We start from the raw sequence: 15,789 nt of genomic DNA on the forward strand, positions 1-15,789 counted from the left end.
TGAAGACTATGAGGAGTACCTGAAAAACAACATATATCCTAATTGCTCGATCAAGGTGATTGAGCATCCCATTTCGACTGAAAGCGCCAAAGATATGTTTACTAACCCAGGTCTTATAAAGCATGCAATTTCAGACGGGAAACTAAGCCATGACGAAAAATCAATGGGTCAGCCTTTTTTGATCAAAGCAGGCGGAAACCCGAGACTTATTCAAAATGAAGACTATTATTTTACGAAGCTGAAGGAGGAGTCATTCTTTTTTTTTATTTCATGTAGATGAAGATGGTTATCCCGAAACGTTGCTTCAAGAGGGCGGCGAGCCCATCAAACGATTTTCGGCGTGTGTATGCCCCATTCGCACAAGCAGGCAGCCCGCCCCTGGCGTAAACTGAATTATAATCAGTGAGCGAGGTGAACTTCCATGGCACAATCGAAAGAGATGCGTGAACGGGCTAAGAAGTTCCAAGGCCGTCCGGTCTGTGTCACCCTGCACAGCGGAGAGACTTACGTCGGCTACATCACCGACGTTAATCGCGGCGGGTTGGTACTTGCCAGTGCTGGAGCTCCCCCACGTGCTCCTTCCAGGAAGCAAGACTCCCGACCTCTCAAGCGCAGAGCTGGTGCTCATGCCCCGAGCGCCCGTCGCGGCAACCGGAGAAGCGATGCACGCAAATCGTCTGGCCGTTCGCGCTCCCGCAAGCCAGATGCCAAGGTATCTGCATTCCTGCCGATGATGGGCTCGCTGTTCGGCGGCCTGGGCGGGCTTGGCGGTGCCAGTGCGGGTGCAGGAGGGCTTGGAAGTATGCTCGGCGGCGGCCTGCGGCTGTTCGGTATGATCCAGAAATTTGTCCCGGTCGTGAAGATGGGCTACGGTATGATCAAGTCCATTCGCCCGTTTCTCGGCGCCGTTAAAGGCTTGATGCCCACGGCTAGTCCGGCCACGCCGAATAACGAATAATCGTATACCTGGAACCTGAACATTCCGAAATCGGATTTACGAGGAATCCGAAAAAATGTAAAACGCTACTGACATCCCGTTGTCAGTAGCGTTTTTGAATATTAGGAGTATGCGAATATCGCAGTGCTTTGAGATGAGGCTTGAGTTACACATGGTTTATACCTGATGTTTTTAATCATCGTTGCTCATGCCAGCTTCCGCAGTAATCCTGCTTCGTATTGACAAAGACCCGCCATATGAATACTTTAAAGATTATTATTTTACTTTTTCTATTTAATCTTTTGAATTAGTGACTGATTGGCAACGTATAGTAATTAAATGCTTGATCCAACAAGGCACTGGCTTCTTGACGCTTCAAAAGCTGTTTGGAGCGGAAGTCTATGGAGCCGTCTAAATTGATCTTGGTATCCGGGTCCATGATACCTTGGGAAACAAGAGCTGTGACTGCTTTAACTGCCCAAGCATCCGTTTCGCCACTCAATTTAACCTTGGTTCCAGGCTCAACCTGTTTCAGGTTCTGGATCATTACCGCCGCCATTTGTCTAGTGATAGGAGAATTAGGCTGATAATTACGTAGTCCGGCCATCATCTGCTTCTTATTCGGTTCAATCATGAAAGGTTGTTTATACCACCCGTGGGCGCGCAGCAGCACTTCTGAGAATTCTCCCTGAGTCATCGTTCCTTTCGGATCGAAGAGGTTGGCTGACTTTCCGCTCATGACTTTCAAAGCATTAAGGTTGTTTATATATGAAATATATTTACTATCCGCAGGTACATCAGAAAACGGTGAATCAATGTTTATTTTTTGCGCATAAGCAACGAGGTCTGGGAGCTGCATGTAATACAAATATGCAATATGGCCTGCTTCATTTTTATTAAACGTCAATTTATTACCTGATTCATCTTCAAATAATAAAGGGTGGATCATTTTTAGTGTATGTTTGCCTGATGTTCCTGTCTCCATTATTAATTTCCCGTCCGAATACGAAACCTTCGTCCTTAAGGCAGCAAAACGCGTATTTTGGTATAATCCCACGTAGTCTTGGGCCTGCTGTTCACTTATTGTCGCGTAGGTTGACTTTGGAACCTCTGATTTTCTCGGATAATAATGATTCATAAATTCTTCATACACGTCAAGACTCATCATGGAGTCGTTATTGTAGGACATGTACATCGCTGTATTCTTCTCAGGCAGAATAACAATCAAGGAAGAATGCCCTGTAACATTTCCTCCTTTTAGAATCACATGCTGATTATTCATCTTCTCTTTGAAGTAGCCTTCGAATCCAATTGTTGTAACCGGGAACTCCTTGTCAGGGAATAATTGGTATGTGTGCATTTGCTCTATGCTCTTTGGACTCACCACTTCTTTACCTTTGTACTTGCCTTTGTTCAGGTGCATAATGAGGTACTTCGCCATGTCATCTGCTGTTGAAACGATACCGCCTTCAGGTTTTTCCGTTGGTTTAAACCCGTCCAAGGGTATCAGTTCACCTGTTGGTCCATAGTGAGCAGCCATTCTGCTTAACAATTGGGGGGTAAACCGCACACTCGTCGAATTCATGCCTAACGGTTTGAAAATATTCTTTTCCATATATCGGGAATATGACATGCCCGTTACGTTTGCTACAGCATATCCCGCTAGCATGAAACCAAAATTGTCATACGTGTACGCTTCTCCTGGAGGCCTGACAACAGTTGGCATATTTGATGCAATGAACTTCTTCATTGGAAAATATTTGTCCGCGTATTCTGGATGCATTTCCATGGAAATATCTGGATCATCAAATCCGCTTGAATATGTAAGTAGATCAAACATCGTCAGTTTTTTTCCTGTTTTATTCGGAACCTTTATTCCTCCTAAATACTCTTGGATATCGTGTTTTAAATCCATTTTCCCCTTATCGACCAACTGCATAGCTGCCAATGCAGTGAATGACTTTGTAACAGAGCCGATTTGGAAAACGGTATTTTTATCAACAGGAATTTTTTTCTCCTTGTCGGCATAACCGTAACCTTTGCTTAGCATCACTTTCCCACCTGTGACGACCACAAAATTAGAACCAACGGTATTAAACTTCTTCATCTTGTCCGCAAAAACACCATCTGCAAAAGCTTCTAGTTCCTTGGCATCTCGCGGCCCCTCCATGCTAGCCTTTTCAGATGCAACTGGTGCGTTAACGGGTGCGGCAACCGACGCGCCGTTGGGGGCCATACAGGCGGTAGTTATCGTAGCAGATAATAGTAGAACCGCGAGACTGGTGTGAATCATTTTTTTCATGAATGATTTCTCCTTGAAATGTATTTTTGCCTTATAGCGTCCGGCAAAACCAAGTATGGCAAAGGACTTGTCATACCAACAAGTTACATTTCGTCACCCACCACACCAAGTCACTCCAAAGTGCCATATGACGATTAGGCACTAGGCTTAAAGGGCGATGGGTCATTCAGAAAACAAACGCTTCCGGAGGCCTCTTCAGTGTCGACGCCAAGTCGTTTTTTATGTATGAGATGTTTCGCGGGTCGCCAAATCGGGGAATAATAAGGATATCCAGTACAGGATTTTTTTAGATAGAAAGGGGATCGGTTTCATGAGACAAATTCGCGAGGAGGACCATGCGATAGTCATGGTGGATGATGGACAGGTGGTTGCAGAGGTAGGCTATAAATCCATAGATGACCACTCTTTGGTCATTGACCATACATTTGTATCGGAACAACTGCGAGGGCAAAAAATCGGTAAGGAACTGATCGACAAGGTTGTGAACATGGCGAGAGATCAGCATAAAAGTGTTATTCCAGCTTGCTCATATGCGCTGGCCTTGTTCAGGCGCCATAAGGAATATAGTGACGTTTGGCAGCAGTAAATGCGGGATATAGGCGGGGCTGAGGTGTATAATCGTCAACACAACACCGGATCAGGTTAGTAAACCTTCCGGTGTTTTTTGGTGTGTATAAAGCTTGAGAAATCAATGCATTCTAGCGTTCATATATGGAGATAAAATGTTATCCTAAGATAATGAAGCACATTTTCAGACAGACCGCTGTGAAATTGTTCATACTGTTGTCACTTCACAGGCTGTCCTTGTGTTCTATATAATATATTATGGTTAAGATCAGGACAAAAACAAAAAAATACGAAAAACCTGAATTTAAACAAAGGAGACGCTTATTATGACTAAAGCGCGTGAGGACAAGCAGTATGTTCCAACGAGCAATCGTAATTTTACAGCCTTGATTATCACCGTTTCCATTATAGCCAACGTGATTATTTTGCTGCTATTCTTTTCGCCGATCGGATACCAGGGTGGTGTAAGCTTCGATATCACTATTTTCCCAAGGCTAAATGCGATTTTTAACAGCTTCACCTTTATTTTTCTGGTGGCTGCGCTGATTGCTATTTTCAAGAAAAACATTAAGGTGCATAAAACTTTTATTCTGCTGGCCTTTGCCAGTACCGTTTTATTTTTATTCTCCTACCTTACCTTCCACTACATTTCGCCGGAAACTGCAAAATATGGCGGGGTGGGCATTCTTCGGCCGATTTACTTTACGCTGCTGATTTCGCATAGCATCTTGGCTGCTATTATCGTGCCGCTGGCACTGTTCACCGTTGTTTGGGGATGGACGATGCAGGTGGCGAAGCACCGCAAAATTGCGCGCTGGACCATGCCAATTTGGCTGTATGTAAGTTTGACCGGGGTGCTCGTGTACGTATTCATGGCTCCGTACTATTAATAGTTGCACCCTGAGTAAACCCTCTGAAATTCATTGAAGTAAAAAAGACGTCTCTACTCAAAGAGGCGTCTTTTTTATGTCTATAAAAGAAAAATTATTCCTTCTAAATTTATTTTATTGAAAAAACGTTCCTTCTCTACCGGTATTTCTGTTATAATTTACCTTAATAAACTAAGAACAAGGGGGTCACCATGTGACAAAGAATGCGAAAGGCAGGTTGCGGTTGCTTGTATCTATGCTGGCGCTGGTTGTACTGCTGAGCAGCTGCGGTGGCGGAAGCTCAAAACCGGGAGATGTAAACGGTGAGAAAGTGACACTGCAATTTTGGACGATTGCACTACAACCTACATTTACTCCGTATTTTAATCGAGTGATTGCTGATTATGAGCAGAAGAACCCCAATGTCAAAATTGACTGGAAGGACTACCCCTATGATGCGGTAACCAACAAGCTGTTGACGAGTATTGCTAGTGGCAGCAGTCCGGATGTGGTCAATCTCAATACGGAATTTGCCAGCCAAATGGGCTCCAAGGGTGCTGTTGTTGATATGAATGAGTATTTGTCCCCGGAGGAGAAAGCAGCTTATTTCGAAGGTATCTATAATTCCACAGTTATTAACGGAAAGGCTTACGCGTTACCTTGGTATACGGGTACGGAAGTGCTTTACATGAATACGAAGCTGGTGAAGGCTGCTGGATTAGACCCTGCCCATCCGCCCAAAACGCGGGAAGAGCTGTCGGAATGGGGCCGCCAAATCAATAGAAAAATCGGTAAAGCCGGGTATGCGCAGCAGCTTGTATCCAAGCTTTTTGCCATAGATGGCATTCCGATTTTGAATAAAGAAAAGACAGCAGCGGCGTTCAATACACCGGAAGCAGTCGCTATGCTTGAAAATCTAAAAAAACAGATGGAAGATGGTGTCGTTCTTAAAGAAGACGCTGATTTTTCGCAGCAAGTGAAATATTATGCAGGAGAGCAGGTTGCTTTCGAGCTGGCAGGCCCAACGTTTATCAATTTTATCAAAACGGCGGCACCGGACGTGTATAAGAATACGATTGCTTTTCCTGTACCTACAGGTAAAGCTGACGTGAGGTTATCCAATACCATGGATCTGGTTGTACCGACCAAGTCTGCGCATGTAAAAGAAGCGGTGAAGTTTGCTGTTTTCCTGACGAATGCAGAGAGCCAGACGGCGTTTTCCAAAGCGGCAAATACGCTGCCTTCCACGAAGGACTCCATTAAAGATCCGTACTTCACACAGTCAGATCAATCACTGGAGGCACAAGCGAAAGTGGTATCTGCACAAAGCCTGGATAAGGCGACTGATTACATGGTCGGTGTGCCTAATGCCAAGGACGTGAACAGTGCGATTACACGTGCTTTTCAAAATATTTTATTAAACGGAACGGATACCAAGCAGACGCTTGCTGCTTTGGAGAAGGAAGTGAATGACATATTAAAGCAATAGGTTCAGCAGGGGAGTGAAGTGAATGCTCCCCTGTTCATTTATCAAAATCGGGTGGTGATGCAGCATGATCAAATGGTTGAGGTCGGAATCCTTTACGGCCTGGGCCTTTATGACGCCGGGACTATTGTTGCTTGCCGTCTTTGTATTTTGGCCTATTATTTACAGCATTCCGCTGGCCTTGACGGACTACTCGGTCATATCGGATACCCATTATATTGGTCTCGCTAATTTCGAGGCAGCGTTTAAGGACCGCAACTTTCTCATTTCGATCTGGAACTCATTAGTGTATGTGCTCATTGTTCCCTTTCTTCAGATTTTCTCCATCCTGATGGCCGTGCTGGTGAACAGTCGTATACCAGCGATTAAAATATTTCGGACGACCTACTACATTCCTGTCGTAACTTCCATGGTAGCCGTAGCCTTAATTTGGAGCTGGCTGCTGGGCAATAACAGCGTTGTGAACTATCTGCTCATGAAGGTCGGCTTAATCAGCAGGGAGATCCACTGGTTATCGGACAGTAATTTAGCCTTGTATGTACTTATGTTCATCACGATGTGGAAGGGACTCGGGTATTATATGATGCTCTATCTGGCAGGCTTACAGAACATTCCACAGGACCTGTACGAAGCCGCCAGAGTGGACGGAGCAAGCCGCTGGCGGCTGATCGTTCATATAACCCTCCCGCTATTAAGACCCTACATTCTGTTCTGCACACTCATTTCACTCATGGCAGCTATTCGCGTATTCGACGAGGTGTATGTGTTGACCAAGGGTGGACCGGGAACGGCCACGTTGACTTCCAGCTTGTATATTTTCCAAAAAGGGATGGAGCAGTTTAAGTTTGGTTATGCCTCGGCGCTTGGCTTAATTGTTGGCGCGGTGATTGCGGTACTCAGTATTATCGTGTTCCGATTCAATAGGAAAGGTGGTGTCGATCCCTATTGATGAGTCTACAGAATGACAAAAAGCTACACTCACCCCTTCCGAAAAATAAAAACAGCCAGATCATGCGGAGCTTGGGGCGAACTGTAAGAATGACGATCATCTATGCATTGTTGGTGCTGCTCGCTCTATTTTTAATGGGACCGTTCCTATGGCTGCTCAGCGTATCGCTCATGCCGGGTCGCAACATTTTCTCATCGCCACCCGCCATTTTCCCGACCTTTATTGATTTTGATAATTATGTTAAGGTATGGAAATTTATGGACTTTCCGAAGTATATGCTGAATACCGTGATTATTACGGTGCTGGGCGTAGTGCTCAATGTGCTGCTCGCCAGTTTGACGGGATATCCCTTGGCTGTATTTCGTTTTAAGGGTAAAAACCTGGTGTTTACACTGCTGATTGCTACAATGATTATTCCTTCGTATACCGCATTTATTGTGCATTATCTGACCATTCAAGAGTTTCATCTCGGCAACACCTATTTGGGTGTAGTACTGCCTGGAGCGGTCTCTGTTTTCAACATTTTTTTGATGCGACAGACGTTTATTCATATTCCTACCGATGTGCGTGATTCCGGCAAAATGGATGGCGCTTCGGAATTTCGAATTTGGTGGCAGCTTGTGCTTCCGCTGGTGAAGCCGGCGCTCGCCGTGATTTCTTTGCTGGAGGCCATGTCGTTCTGGAACAGCTTCCTGTGGCCTATCGTTATTTTGAACGATACGGAGCTATACCCGTTGGCGGCTGCGCTCACCTATCTCAATGGTCAATTTGCCTATAACTTCGGCTGGATAGCAGCAGGCACGATGATTTCAGTGCTTCCGATCATTATCTTGTTCCTGTTTACACAGCGCTACTATGTGGAAGGTCTGGCAGGAGCGGTGAAAGGCTAGGCTGGATATTTCGGCTATGATAGCCCGTGAATGGAAGGAGAGGCGATTGCAATGGGCTTAACACCTCAGGAGATTCAATATTATTTTCGTGATGCGTATGACAGCCGAGAAAAGCTGGTTGTACCTGAACCACGTCTGGTCTGTGAGCTGTCCTCCCGCTTTGCGATGAATCAGGAGTATGAAGGTGTGCTGGACCCCGAGGGACCGATCAAGCTGATTTTACCTCCGGGACCGGGTGTGCCAACCGAATCACGAGGCAGCGTGCAACTGGTACTGGAGTATGATGGGGCGCTCGTTGCAGACGGATATCGACTGGAGATTCAGAAGGAGGGCCGGATTGAAATCCATGCTTCCAATAAAAGAGGACTTAAATACGGCATGGATGCACTGCATCTCCTGCTCCAAGTTGATCAGGAGCGATGTATCCTGCCGGTGGTAGCTCTTCGGGATGAGCCTTCTTTTCCGGTCAGAGGGATTATTGAGGGGTTTTACGGAGAGCCGTGGAGCTTCGCAGATCGGCTGGATGCCGTCTCTTTTATGGCTGCACATCGGATGAATACGTTTATGTATGCTCCCAAAGATGATCCATATCATCGCGAGCTATGGCGGGATCCGTACCCTGAGGATACATTTGCACAAATCCGCCAATTAAAGGAAGCCTGCGACCAAAATGAGGTTGATTTTCATTACTGTATCAGCCCAGGGAATGATCTGAGCTTCGGCAGTGATGAAGATTTTGAGAGGCTGACGGAAAAGCTGGCGGCTGTGATGGCTATTGGTGTAAGGCACTTTGCAGTTTTAATGGATGATATTGACTATGTGCTAAAAGGAGAAAACCGACATTTGCTGGGCCGCTCGGGTCATGCTCATGTCTTTTTGACCAACAAGGTGCATGCATGGCTGACCGAGCGATTGCCTGAGTTTACACTAACGGTTTGTCCTTCGGAGTACTGGTCTTATTGGGATACGGAATATAAAAAGGATTTCCGTGAGCGTCTGCACCCGGAGATTAAAGTGTTTTGGACAGGGTACTTCGTTTTTGCTCCACAGATTAGTCGTGAGCATGCCGATGAGAATCATGTTTTCTTTGGGCATGAGCTGTGGCTGTGGGATAACATCCCGGTGAATGATTGTGACCGTGATCGCTTGTTCCTCGACCCACTGCGTGGGCGGTATTCCAGGCTTCCGGACTGTGGGCATACCGGGATGGTAGCCAATCCGATGAATCAGTGGGAGTGCTCCAAAGTGACGCTCATTACGATGGCCCACTACATGTGGAACAGTGAGCGGTATATGCCGGAACTCTCTTGGGCATGGGCTGCGCGTGAACTGGCTGGGGCGCGTGCGGAGGAATTTATGTTTTTCTGCCGTCAAAACAGAAATAGCCGCTTGGGCGGTATTGTGTATGAGGACGTGGATTTTGCCTTGCAAGCGCGCGATATCCCTGCGCTGGATATGTACTTTGAACGGCTGCTTCAGGCCGTGAAAGTTCTGCGGAATGTATCGACCGACGACCCTGCCGCTGGGTTCGTGTCCCAGGCTGGGCCGTGGCTGGAGCGTGCCGAACTGGACGCAAGTCTGTGGCAAGTGCTGCGACAAGCCGTGCTCGTTACCGAACAGCGGGATAATGCCCGGTTACAGGAGAGCGGCACGCAAAGCGAAGTGGCTGATCCGCAAGAGCCACCGCCGTTGAAGGATGAAATCGTAGCGGAGCTGCGAAGCGGAATTACCGCTTGCCTGGAAGCAAAGGTCCAGCTGGGGAGTAATCCTGCCATCCGTGCTGCCGAGCAGTGGGGCTACGTGGGTCAGGATGAACAGGGCAAATATCAACTAATTCTATAGGCTTTAACTGCGGAAAGAAACCAGACAGTGTAGTTGCTCTGAAAATCATGATTGCTGTGAGATAACAGTAATATTCACGAGAGGTGAAGCGTGTGGCGAAGCCAAACACCCGTGTGCTTTTTGTGCCGCTGGATGAACGTCCTTGTAATTATGAATTTCCCTATTTACTGGCCCAGGGCACAGACTTGCAAATGGAACGGCCTCCATTCGAATGGATGGGACAAAAGAAAGCCCCTGGCGATACAACCAGCCTATGGGCCTGGCTCGAAGAACATGCGGCTGCTGCTGATGGAGCTATTATTGCGATGGATACGTTGCTGTATGGTGGAATTGTGCCTTCCCGCCTGCATGAAATGACAAGTAAGCAGATCAGAGACAGGATGAATCGCCTTCGCAGGCTCAAACAGCTATATCCGCAGCTGACTTTATATGCATTTCAACTAATTATGCGTTGTCCGCAATACTCTTTGGCTGATGAAGAACCGGATTACTATGCCGATTGGGGGCGTGAGATATTCAGAAAGGGCTTCATTGTGCATCGTCAGGAGTTGGGGATTGCTACCTCAGAGGAACTGCTTGAATTAGCTGACATCAACCAACGGTTGCCTGTAGAAATACTGGGAGATTATTTAGGTCGTCGCCGTGTGAATTTGGAGGCGAATGAAGCGGCACTGGAGCTGGTAGCAGAGGGCGTTATTGATTTTATGATTATTCCACAGGATGATTCGGCCCCCTATGGCTATACCGCTAAGGATCAGCAGCGGCTAAGAAGTCGTATTTCCGAACTCGCGCTGGATTTAAACGTGTACATGTATCCAGGGGCCGATGAAGTAGGATGTACGCTGCTGGCGCGTTGGGTTAACCGAATGAATCAAGCTGTGCCGCTAGTCTATCCCCGCTTGTCCGCCTTGCAAGGGGCATTCGTTGTTCCGCTTTTTGAGGATCGCTATTTTTATGAAACTTTAAAATATCAGATTATAGCGGCCGGTGGGCTGATTGCTTCCTCAGCGGCGGAGGCTGATTTGATTTTGCTGGCCAACACCCCTGGCGACACGATGGCAGAAGCTTCATCCCAGCAACATGCAATGGCCGGATATGATGTACACCGGAATGTAGTTGAACTAGTCGAATACGGTGCTCACATGCTGCAATATGCTGGCAAACACATTGCCGTCGCTGATGTAGGCTATGCCAACGGCGCCGATCTCAAGCTGCTTAGACTATTGAAGCAAAAGGGACTGCTTTTTAAGCTGGCAGGCTATGCTGGCTGGAATACAAGCTCCAATACCCTCGGAACCGTCATTGCCCAGTCGATGCTGTATACGCACTATGGACCTACGGAGGAGCATCTCGATTTTCTGTCGTTGCGTTATGCCGAAGACGCCTGTTATTGCGCTGTGGTGCGCACCGCTATGAATAACGGAATTGTGGAGCAAATGGGCTTTACCAAGTTTATGCTCGATGGACAGAGGGGTTCGGTTGCTGCGGTTATTCGTGGGCGGCTGGAGCAGGCGCTTGAGGAGTATGTGAACGGGCCGGAGGGCCGCGTAAAAATTACAGATTGCTACATGCCGTGGAACCGCACCTTTGAAGTCGGATTGACCGTACGGCATTATGCCGAGGAGAGAGAGTGATCCCATGGAAATGGAAGCTGTATTATCAAGAGTGCGGCACGGTCTGATTGTATCGTGTCAAGCATTGCCAGACGAACCGCTGTATGGAGCGGATTCGATGGTCAAAATGGCACGTGCCGCACAGCAGGGCGGGGCCGTAGCGATTCGCGCCAACGGTGCAGCGGATGTGCGTGCGATCAAACAGGCGCTTTCTTTGCCGGTTATCGGCTTGATTAAACGAGATTATGAAGATTCTGATATTTACATTACGCCGACTCTTCGTGAGATGGAGGAACTGGTTGAGGCGGGCGCGGATATTATCGCACTGGATGCCACACTGCGTCCACGCCCGGGAGGGTGCAAGCTCAAGCGACTCATAGATTACGCCCATGAGCATGGAGTAACCTCCATGGCGGATATATCAACATTGGAGGAGGCGCTACATGCGGCTTCCCTTGGTGTAGGCTGCGTATCCACAACATTATCCGGTTATACGCCATACTCTACTCAAATAGAAGGTCCGGATCTGGAACTGGTTCGGAGAGCATCGGAGCTGGTTCCCGTTCCTTTAATTGCAGAGGGGAGAATCCATGACCCGGCACAGGTAAAGGAAGCATTTCGGCTGGGTGCACATGCAGTGGTTGTAGGCTCGGCGATTACCAGACCTCAATTGATTACGCAGCGGTTTGCCGATGCCGCAAGGAAGGCAGTGAAATGCATCTATGGAGATGAAAGACCGAATTAATACGTATTATCCTTCATTAACAAAATCGGAGCAAAAAGTTGCCTTGTGTGTACTGGAGCGTCCCGCAGATATTATATATTTCTCCGTAACAGAGCTGGCTGACTTTGCCGGTACAGGCGAGACGACCGTCATGCGTTTTTGCCGGAAGATTGGTTTTAAAGGCTACCAGGATTTCCGATTGTCCCTGGCGCAAAACCAAACTTATCGCAAAACTGATATAGGCGGGGAACGCCTTGGCCTTGATAACGATCATGATATTACCCGTACAGTGTATCGCAACATGCTCAATATTCTGCACTCCAGCATGGGGCTCCTGGATCATTCTGAGCTTGGACGCGCGATTGCATGTCTCGATCAGGCCGGCTATGTCCAATTTTTTGGTGTAGGCGCTTCGGGGATTTCCGCGCAGGATGCCAAAAACCGCTTCTTACGGATCGGGCGGCGCGCCGAGGCTGTGGCAGACGGTCATATCCAATCAATGATGGCGGTATCCATGAACCCCGGTGATGTGGCTATCGGCATCAGTGTATCGGGAAGTACGCTGGATACGAACGACATGCTGCACAAGGCCAAACAAAACGGTGCAACAGTTATCGCAATTACGAATTATGCAAAATCGCCAATCACCTCGATTGCAGATATCGTTCTATTGACTGCAGGCAAGGAAGCTCCGATAGAGGGAGGCTCAATTGGCGCTAAAATCTCACAGCTGTTCGTAATTGACCTCCTTTGTGAAGGACTTGCACGCAAACACATCAATCACACCAAACAGATGAAGGAAAAAACCGCGAGGGCGGTTATTGAGCGGAGCTATTGAGATTTTGATGTCGAGTACCGCATGCGCTCTCAGGCTCCCGGCTTGGCTTTGTGTTGTTATATGAGTTGCTGCTATAAGAAAATTTATGCAAGAAAATGTAGGTAAAAAGCCTATATGCTTATGTTGCAGGGCAACGAGGAGGACGCTGTGGTGGCAGAGGATATGAACAGAGTTATTGGAGTTGATATTGGAGGTACCTCGGTGAAAGCCGCCATAGTGGCACGGGATGGATCTGTGCTTGATGAAATCCGGCTGGATACGGACGCTTCTCGCGGACGTGAGTGGGTATTGTCACGGGTGTCCGAGTCGGTATTCGGACTGATGCGTTCTTTTGGAGACAGCAGTACGAATAGGGGGATAGACGCTCTGGGAATTGCAACTGCTGGCAGAGTCAATATGGAGAGCGGCGAAGTCGTGTATGCGACAGATAACCTGCCTGGCTGGCAAGGCACATCCTTGGTAACGTGGGCCAGAGAAAAGCTGGCAGTACGCGCCATTGCTGATAATGATGCGAACGCCGCTTTGCTTGGAGAGTCGTGGCAGGGAGCGGGAAAGGGCAAGCAGCGCCTGGCTATGCTCACCTTGGGAACAGGTGTCGGCGGTGCATTTATGGAGCATGGCCTCCTGTGCAGAGGGGCTCATTGGAGCGGCGGTGATTGGGGACACAGTATTTTATTCCCGGGCGGTCTCCCCTGCAATTGCGGAAAAAAAGGCTGCGCCGAGCAGTATGTATCGGGCACAGCCCTGTTACGGCGGGGCACGGAATACACGGGCAGGCTCTACCGCTCGGGGAACGAGATCATGCAGGAGGCCGCTCACGGTAACCTGGAGGCCATCCGGGTGCTGGACGAATACACCGCAGATTTAGCTGTGCTTTTGGCTAATATTTCGGTGACGCTTGATCCTGAGGCGATTATTGTAGGCGGGGGAGTGGCAGACGCGGGAGAGGTCTGGTGGCCCTTGCTGGAAAAGCATTTGCACCTGATGGGAGTTAAAACGGAAGTAAGTCGGGCGTTGCTCGGCAATCGCGCTGGCATTATAGGTGCCGCGCGGCTTGCTTTTGAAATAACGGAGACTTAGCGCGAGCATGAAAGGGGAACAAACCATGACGCAAAATCGGCTTGATACCGACATCGTTGTGATTGGCGGAGGTCTTGGGGGGACATCGGCAGCGCTTGCGGCGGCGAAGGCTGGCATGAGAGTCATCATGACGGAGGAGACGGATTGGCTGGGGGGACAGCTAACTTCACAGGCTGTTCCTCCGGATGAGCACCGATGGATCGAACAGTTCGGCTGTACAGCCACGTACCGTGAGTTTCGCAATCGTGTACGGGATTATTATCGTCAGAACTATCCGTTAACGGAAGAAGCTCATAATGATCCCATTCTTAATCCCGGCAACGGCTGGGTCAGTCGTCTGGCTCATGAACCACGAGTAGCTTTGCGGGTGCTTGAAGATATGCTTGCTCCCTATCTGAATACAGGGCGAGTTCGTGTATATTATCGTACTGTGCTCGTTGCCGCTCAAACGGATGGGGACTGTATTGCTTCTGTAACCGTTCGTACCTCCGATAGCCCTGATCATAAGGGCGAAGTTAGTGTGCTACGGGGAACGTTCTATCTGGATGCGACGGAGTGTGGCGATCTTCTTCCGTTGGCGGGAGTGGAGTATTCGAGTGGAGCAGAGTCACGGGAAGCGACGGGTGAGCCTCATGCACTAAAGTGTGCTGATCCTTTGGATATGCAATCTATTACTCATGTTGCTGCCGTAGATTATATCCCTCAAGGAAACTTCATTATAGAGCGGCCGCAGCAATATGATTTCTGGAGGAATTATATCCCTTCCTTTTCGCGGTTCCCAATTTTAAGCTGGTTCGCTACAGACGCAGATGATACCAGTAAACTAAAACAGTTCACTTTATTCCCTAACGATCAGGGCATAGTATCTTTATGGGATTATCGCCGCATTGTAGATCCCTCTATATGGAGCGAACCGTTAAATGATGGTGAGGTTACTCTTTTAAACTGGGCGCAAAATGATTATTACCTTGGTCCGTTGATCGGTGTCACCGCTCAGGAGCAGGAAAGACATCGAGAAGGGGCGCGTGAGTTGACTCGTTCATTAATCTATTGGCTTCAGACTGAAGCTCCCCGGTTAGATGGAGGATTCGGCTATCCCGGTATTCGGCCACGGGGAGATTTTCTTGGCACCTCGGATGGTTTGGCTAAAACAGCTTATATTCGCGAGTCACGCCGGATTCAGGCCAAGTATACGATAACAGAGTTTGATGTAAGTCGTGAGCTGCGTGGAGAGGAGGGACCCAAACGGTATGTAGACAGTGTAGGTGTAGGCAGCTATCATTTGGATCTTCATCCGACTACGGTATCTCAGCGGGCATTTTATATCCCCAACTATCCTTATGAAATCCCGTTAGGCTCCCTTATACCGATAAGAGTACGTAATCTGCTTCCTGCCTGCAAAAATATAGGGATGACCCAAATCGCAAATGGCTGCTACCGTCTGCATCCTACAGAGTGGAACATAGGGGAATCAGCGGGGATTCTGGCGGCTTACTGCGTCTCTAATGGAATATACCCAAATGAAGTAAGCGAATCTACAGAACATCTGGGACGATTTCAAAACAGGCTTCTTCGCCAGGGGGTTGAGTTACATTGGCCTGCTGAGGTATTTGAACCGGAGGGAGTCACAGCGAGGGGCAACTAGCCCCTTGGCTGAATTTAATGAGGCGGAGAAGGGGAATTTGCATTGTA

13 protein-coding genes are annotated in these 15,789 nt (G+C 48.1%); 12 read left to right on the plus strand and 1 reads right to left on the minus strand.

The features are described 5' to 3' along the window. Positions 1–421 precede the first annotated feature (421 nt). A complete protein-coding gene (locus GCU48_RS12445) occupies positions 422–958 on the plus strand; it encodes a hypothetical protein (RefSeq protein ID WP_152380206.1) in 537 nt (178 codons plus the stop codon). Between the two features lie 286 nt (positions 959–1,244). Here the strand turns inward: GCU48_RS12445 and GCU48_RS12450 are convergent, their stop codons facing one another. Beyond that, positions 1,245–3,239: a serine hydrolase domain-containing protein gene (locus GCU48_RS12450; protein WP_152380207.1), complete on the minus strand. Its 1,995-nt coding sequence runs from the start codon at positions 3,237–3,239 to the stop codon at positions 1,245–1,247. 310 nt (positions 3,240–3,549) lie between these two features. Between GCU48_RS12450 and GCU48_RS12455 the strand changes: the two genes are divergently transcribed. From GCU48_RS12455 to GCU48_RS12505, 11 genes are all read left to right on the plus strand, one after another. Further along, positions 3,550–3,825, plus strand: coding sequence for a GNAT family N-acetyltransferase (locus tag GCU48_RS12455; protein ID WP_152380208.1), 276 nt, complete (start codon positions 3,550–3,552; stop codon positions 3,823–3,825). A 307-nt stretch (positions 3,826–4,132) separates the two neighbouring features. Then, a complete protein-coding gene (locus GCU48_RS12460; protein ID WP_025716564.1) occupies positions 4,133–4,696 on the plus strand; it encodes a DUF420 domain-containing protein in 564 nt (187 codons plus the stop codon). Between the two features lie 193 nt (positions 4,697–4,889). Further along, positions 4,890–6,164: an ABC transporter substrate-binding protein gene (locus GCU48_RS12465; RefSeq protein WP_025716563.1), complete on the plus strand. Its 1,275-nt coding sequence runs from the start codon at positions 4,890–4,892 to the stop codon at positions 6,162–6,164. A 64-nt stretch (positions 6,165–6,228) separates the two neighbouring features. Beyond that, positions 6,229–7,110 (plus strand): carbohydrate ABC transporter permease, encoded by an 882-nt coding sequence (locus tag GCU48_RS12470; RefSeq protein ID WP_152380209.1) that lies wholly within the window; start codon positions 6,229–6,231, stop codon positions 7,108–7,110. Then, positions 7,110–8,000 (plus strand): carbohydrate ABC transporter permease, encoded by an 891-nt coding sequence (locus tag GCU48_RS12475; RefSeq protein WP_152382148.1) that lies wholly within the window; start codon positions 7,110–7,112, stop codon positions 7,998–8,000. The genes GCU48_RS12470 and GCU48_RS12475 overlap by 1 nt, the downstream gene beginning before the upstream one ends. A gap of 51 nt (positions 8,001–8,051) precedes the next feature. Further along, the gene (locus GCU48_RS12480; protein ID WP_152380210.1) at positions 8,052–9,842 is read left to right on the plus strand and encodes a protein O-GlcNAcase; all 1,791 of its coding nucleotides are present in this window, start codon (positions 8,052–8,054) and stop codon (positions 9,840–9,842) included. A 92-nt stretch (positions 9,843–9,934) separates the two neighbouring features. After that, the gene (locus GCU48_RS12485; RefSeq protein ID WP_152380211.1) at positions 9,935–11,476 is read left to right on the plus strand and encodes a DUF4127 family protein; all 1,542 of its coding nucleotides are present in this window, start codon (positions 9,935–9,937) and stop codon (positions 11,474–11,476) included. Positions 11,477–11,480: 4 nt separating this feature from the next. After that, positions 11,481–12,200 (plus strand): N-acetylmannosamine-6-phosphate 2-epimerase, encoded by a 720-nt coding sequence (locus tag GCU48_RS12490; RefSeq protein WP_025716558.1) that lies wholly within the window; start codon positions 11,481–11,483, stop codon positions 12,198–12,200. Then, positions 12,178–13,017 (plus strand): MurR/RpiR family transcriptional regulator, encoded by an 840-nt coding sequence (locus GCU48_RS12495; RefSeq protein ID WP_152380212.1) that lies wholly within the window; start codon positions 12,178–12,180, stop codon positions 13,015–13,017. Before GCU48_RS12490 ends, GCU48_RS12495 begins: the two co-directional genes overlap by 23 nt. Positions 13,018–13,131: 114 nt before the next feature. Continuing rightward, entirely contained in the window at positions 13,132–14,097 is a 966-nt protein-coding gene (locus GCU48_RS12500; RefSeq protein WP_152380213.1) for an ROK family protein, read from the plus strand. A gap of 25 nt (positions 14,098–14,122) precedes the next feature. After that, the gene (locus tag GCU48_RS12505) at positions 14,123–15,742 is read left to right on the plus strand and encodes an FAD-dependent oxidoreductase (protein WP_152380214.1); all 1,620 of its coding nucleotides are present in this window, start codon (positions 14,123–14,125) and stop codon (positions 15,740–15,742) included. Positions 15,743–15,789: the final 47 nt, after the last annotated feature.

This window comes from Paenibacillus brasilensis, from assembly GCF_009363115.1.
Classification (GTDB): domain Bacteria; phylum Bacillota; class Bacilli; order Paenibacillales; family Paenibacillaceae; genus Paenibacillus; species Paenibacillus brasilensis.

Bases quoted from the DNA above. Each gene is read 5' to 3' on its own strand.
- GCU48_RS12445 (WP_152380206.1), top strand. From the start codon at position 422: ATGGCACAATCGAAAGAGATGCGTGAACGGGCTAAGAAGTTCCAAGGC.
- GCU48_RS12450 (WP_152380207.1), bottom strand. From the start codon at position 3,239: ATGAAAAAAATGATTCACACCAGTCTCGCGGTTCTACTATTATCTGCT.
- GCU48_RS12455 (WP_152380208.1), top strand. From the start codon at position 3,550: ATGAGACAAATTCGCGAGGAGGACCATGCGATAGTCATGGTGGATGAT.
- GCU48_RS12460 (WP_025716564.1), top strand. From the start codon at position 4,133: ATGACTAAAGCGCGTGAGGACAAGCAGTATGTTCCAACGAGCAATCGT.
- GCU48_RS12470 (WP_152380209.1), top strand. From the start codon at position 6,229: ATGATCAAATGGTTGAGGTCGGAATCCTTTACGGCCTGGGCCTTTATG.
- GCU48_RS12475 (WP_152382148.1), top strand. From the start codon at position 7,110: ATGAGTCTACAGAATGACAAAAAGCTACACTCACCCCTTCCGAAAAAT.
- GCU48_RS12480 (WP_152380210.1), top strand. From the start codon at position 8,052: ATGGGCTTAACACCTCAGGAGATTCAATATTATTTTCGTGATGCGTAT.
- GCU48_RS12490 (WP_025716558.1), top strand. From the start codon at position 11,481: ATGGAAATGGAAGCTGTATTATCAAGAGTGCGGCACGGTCTGATTGTA.
- GCU48_RS12495 (WP_152380212.1), top strand. From the start codon at position 12,178: ATGGAGATGAAAGACCGAATTAATACGTATTATCCTTCATTAACAAAA.
- GCU48_RS12500 (WP_152380213.1), top strand. From the start codon at position 13,132: ATGCTTATGTTGCAGGGCAACGAGGAGGACGCTGTGGTGGCAGAGGAT.
- GCU48_RS12505 (WP_152380214.1), top strand. From the start codon at position 14,123: ATGACGCAAAATCGGCTTGATACCGACATCGTTGTGATTGGCGGAGGT.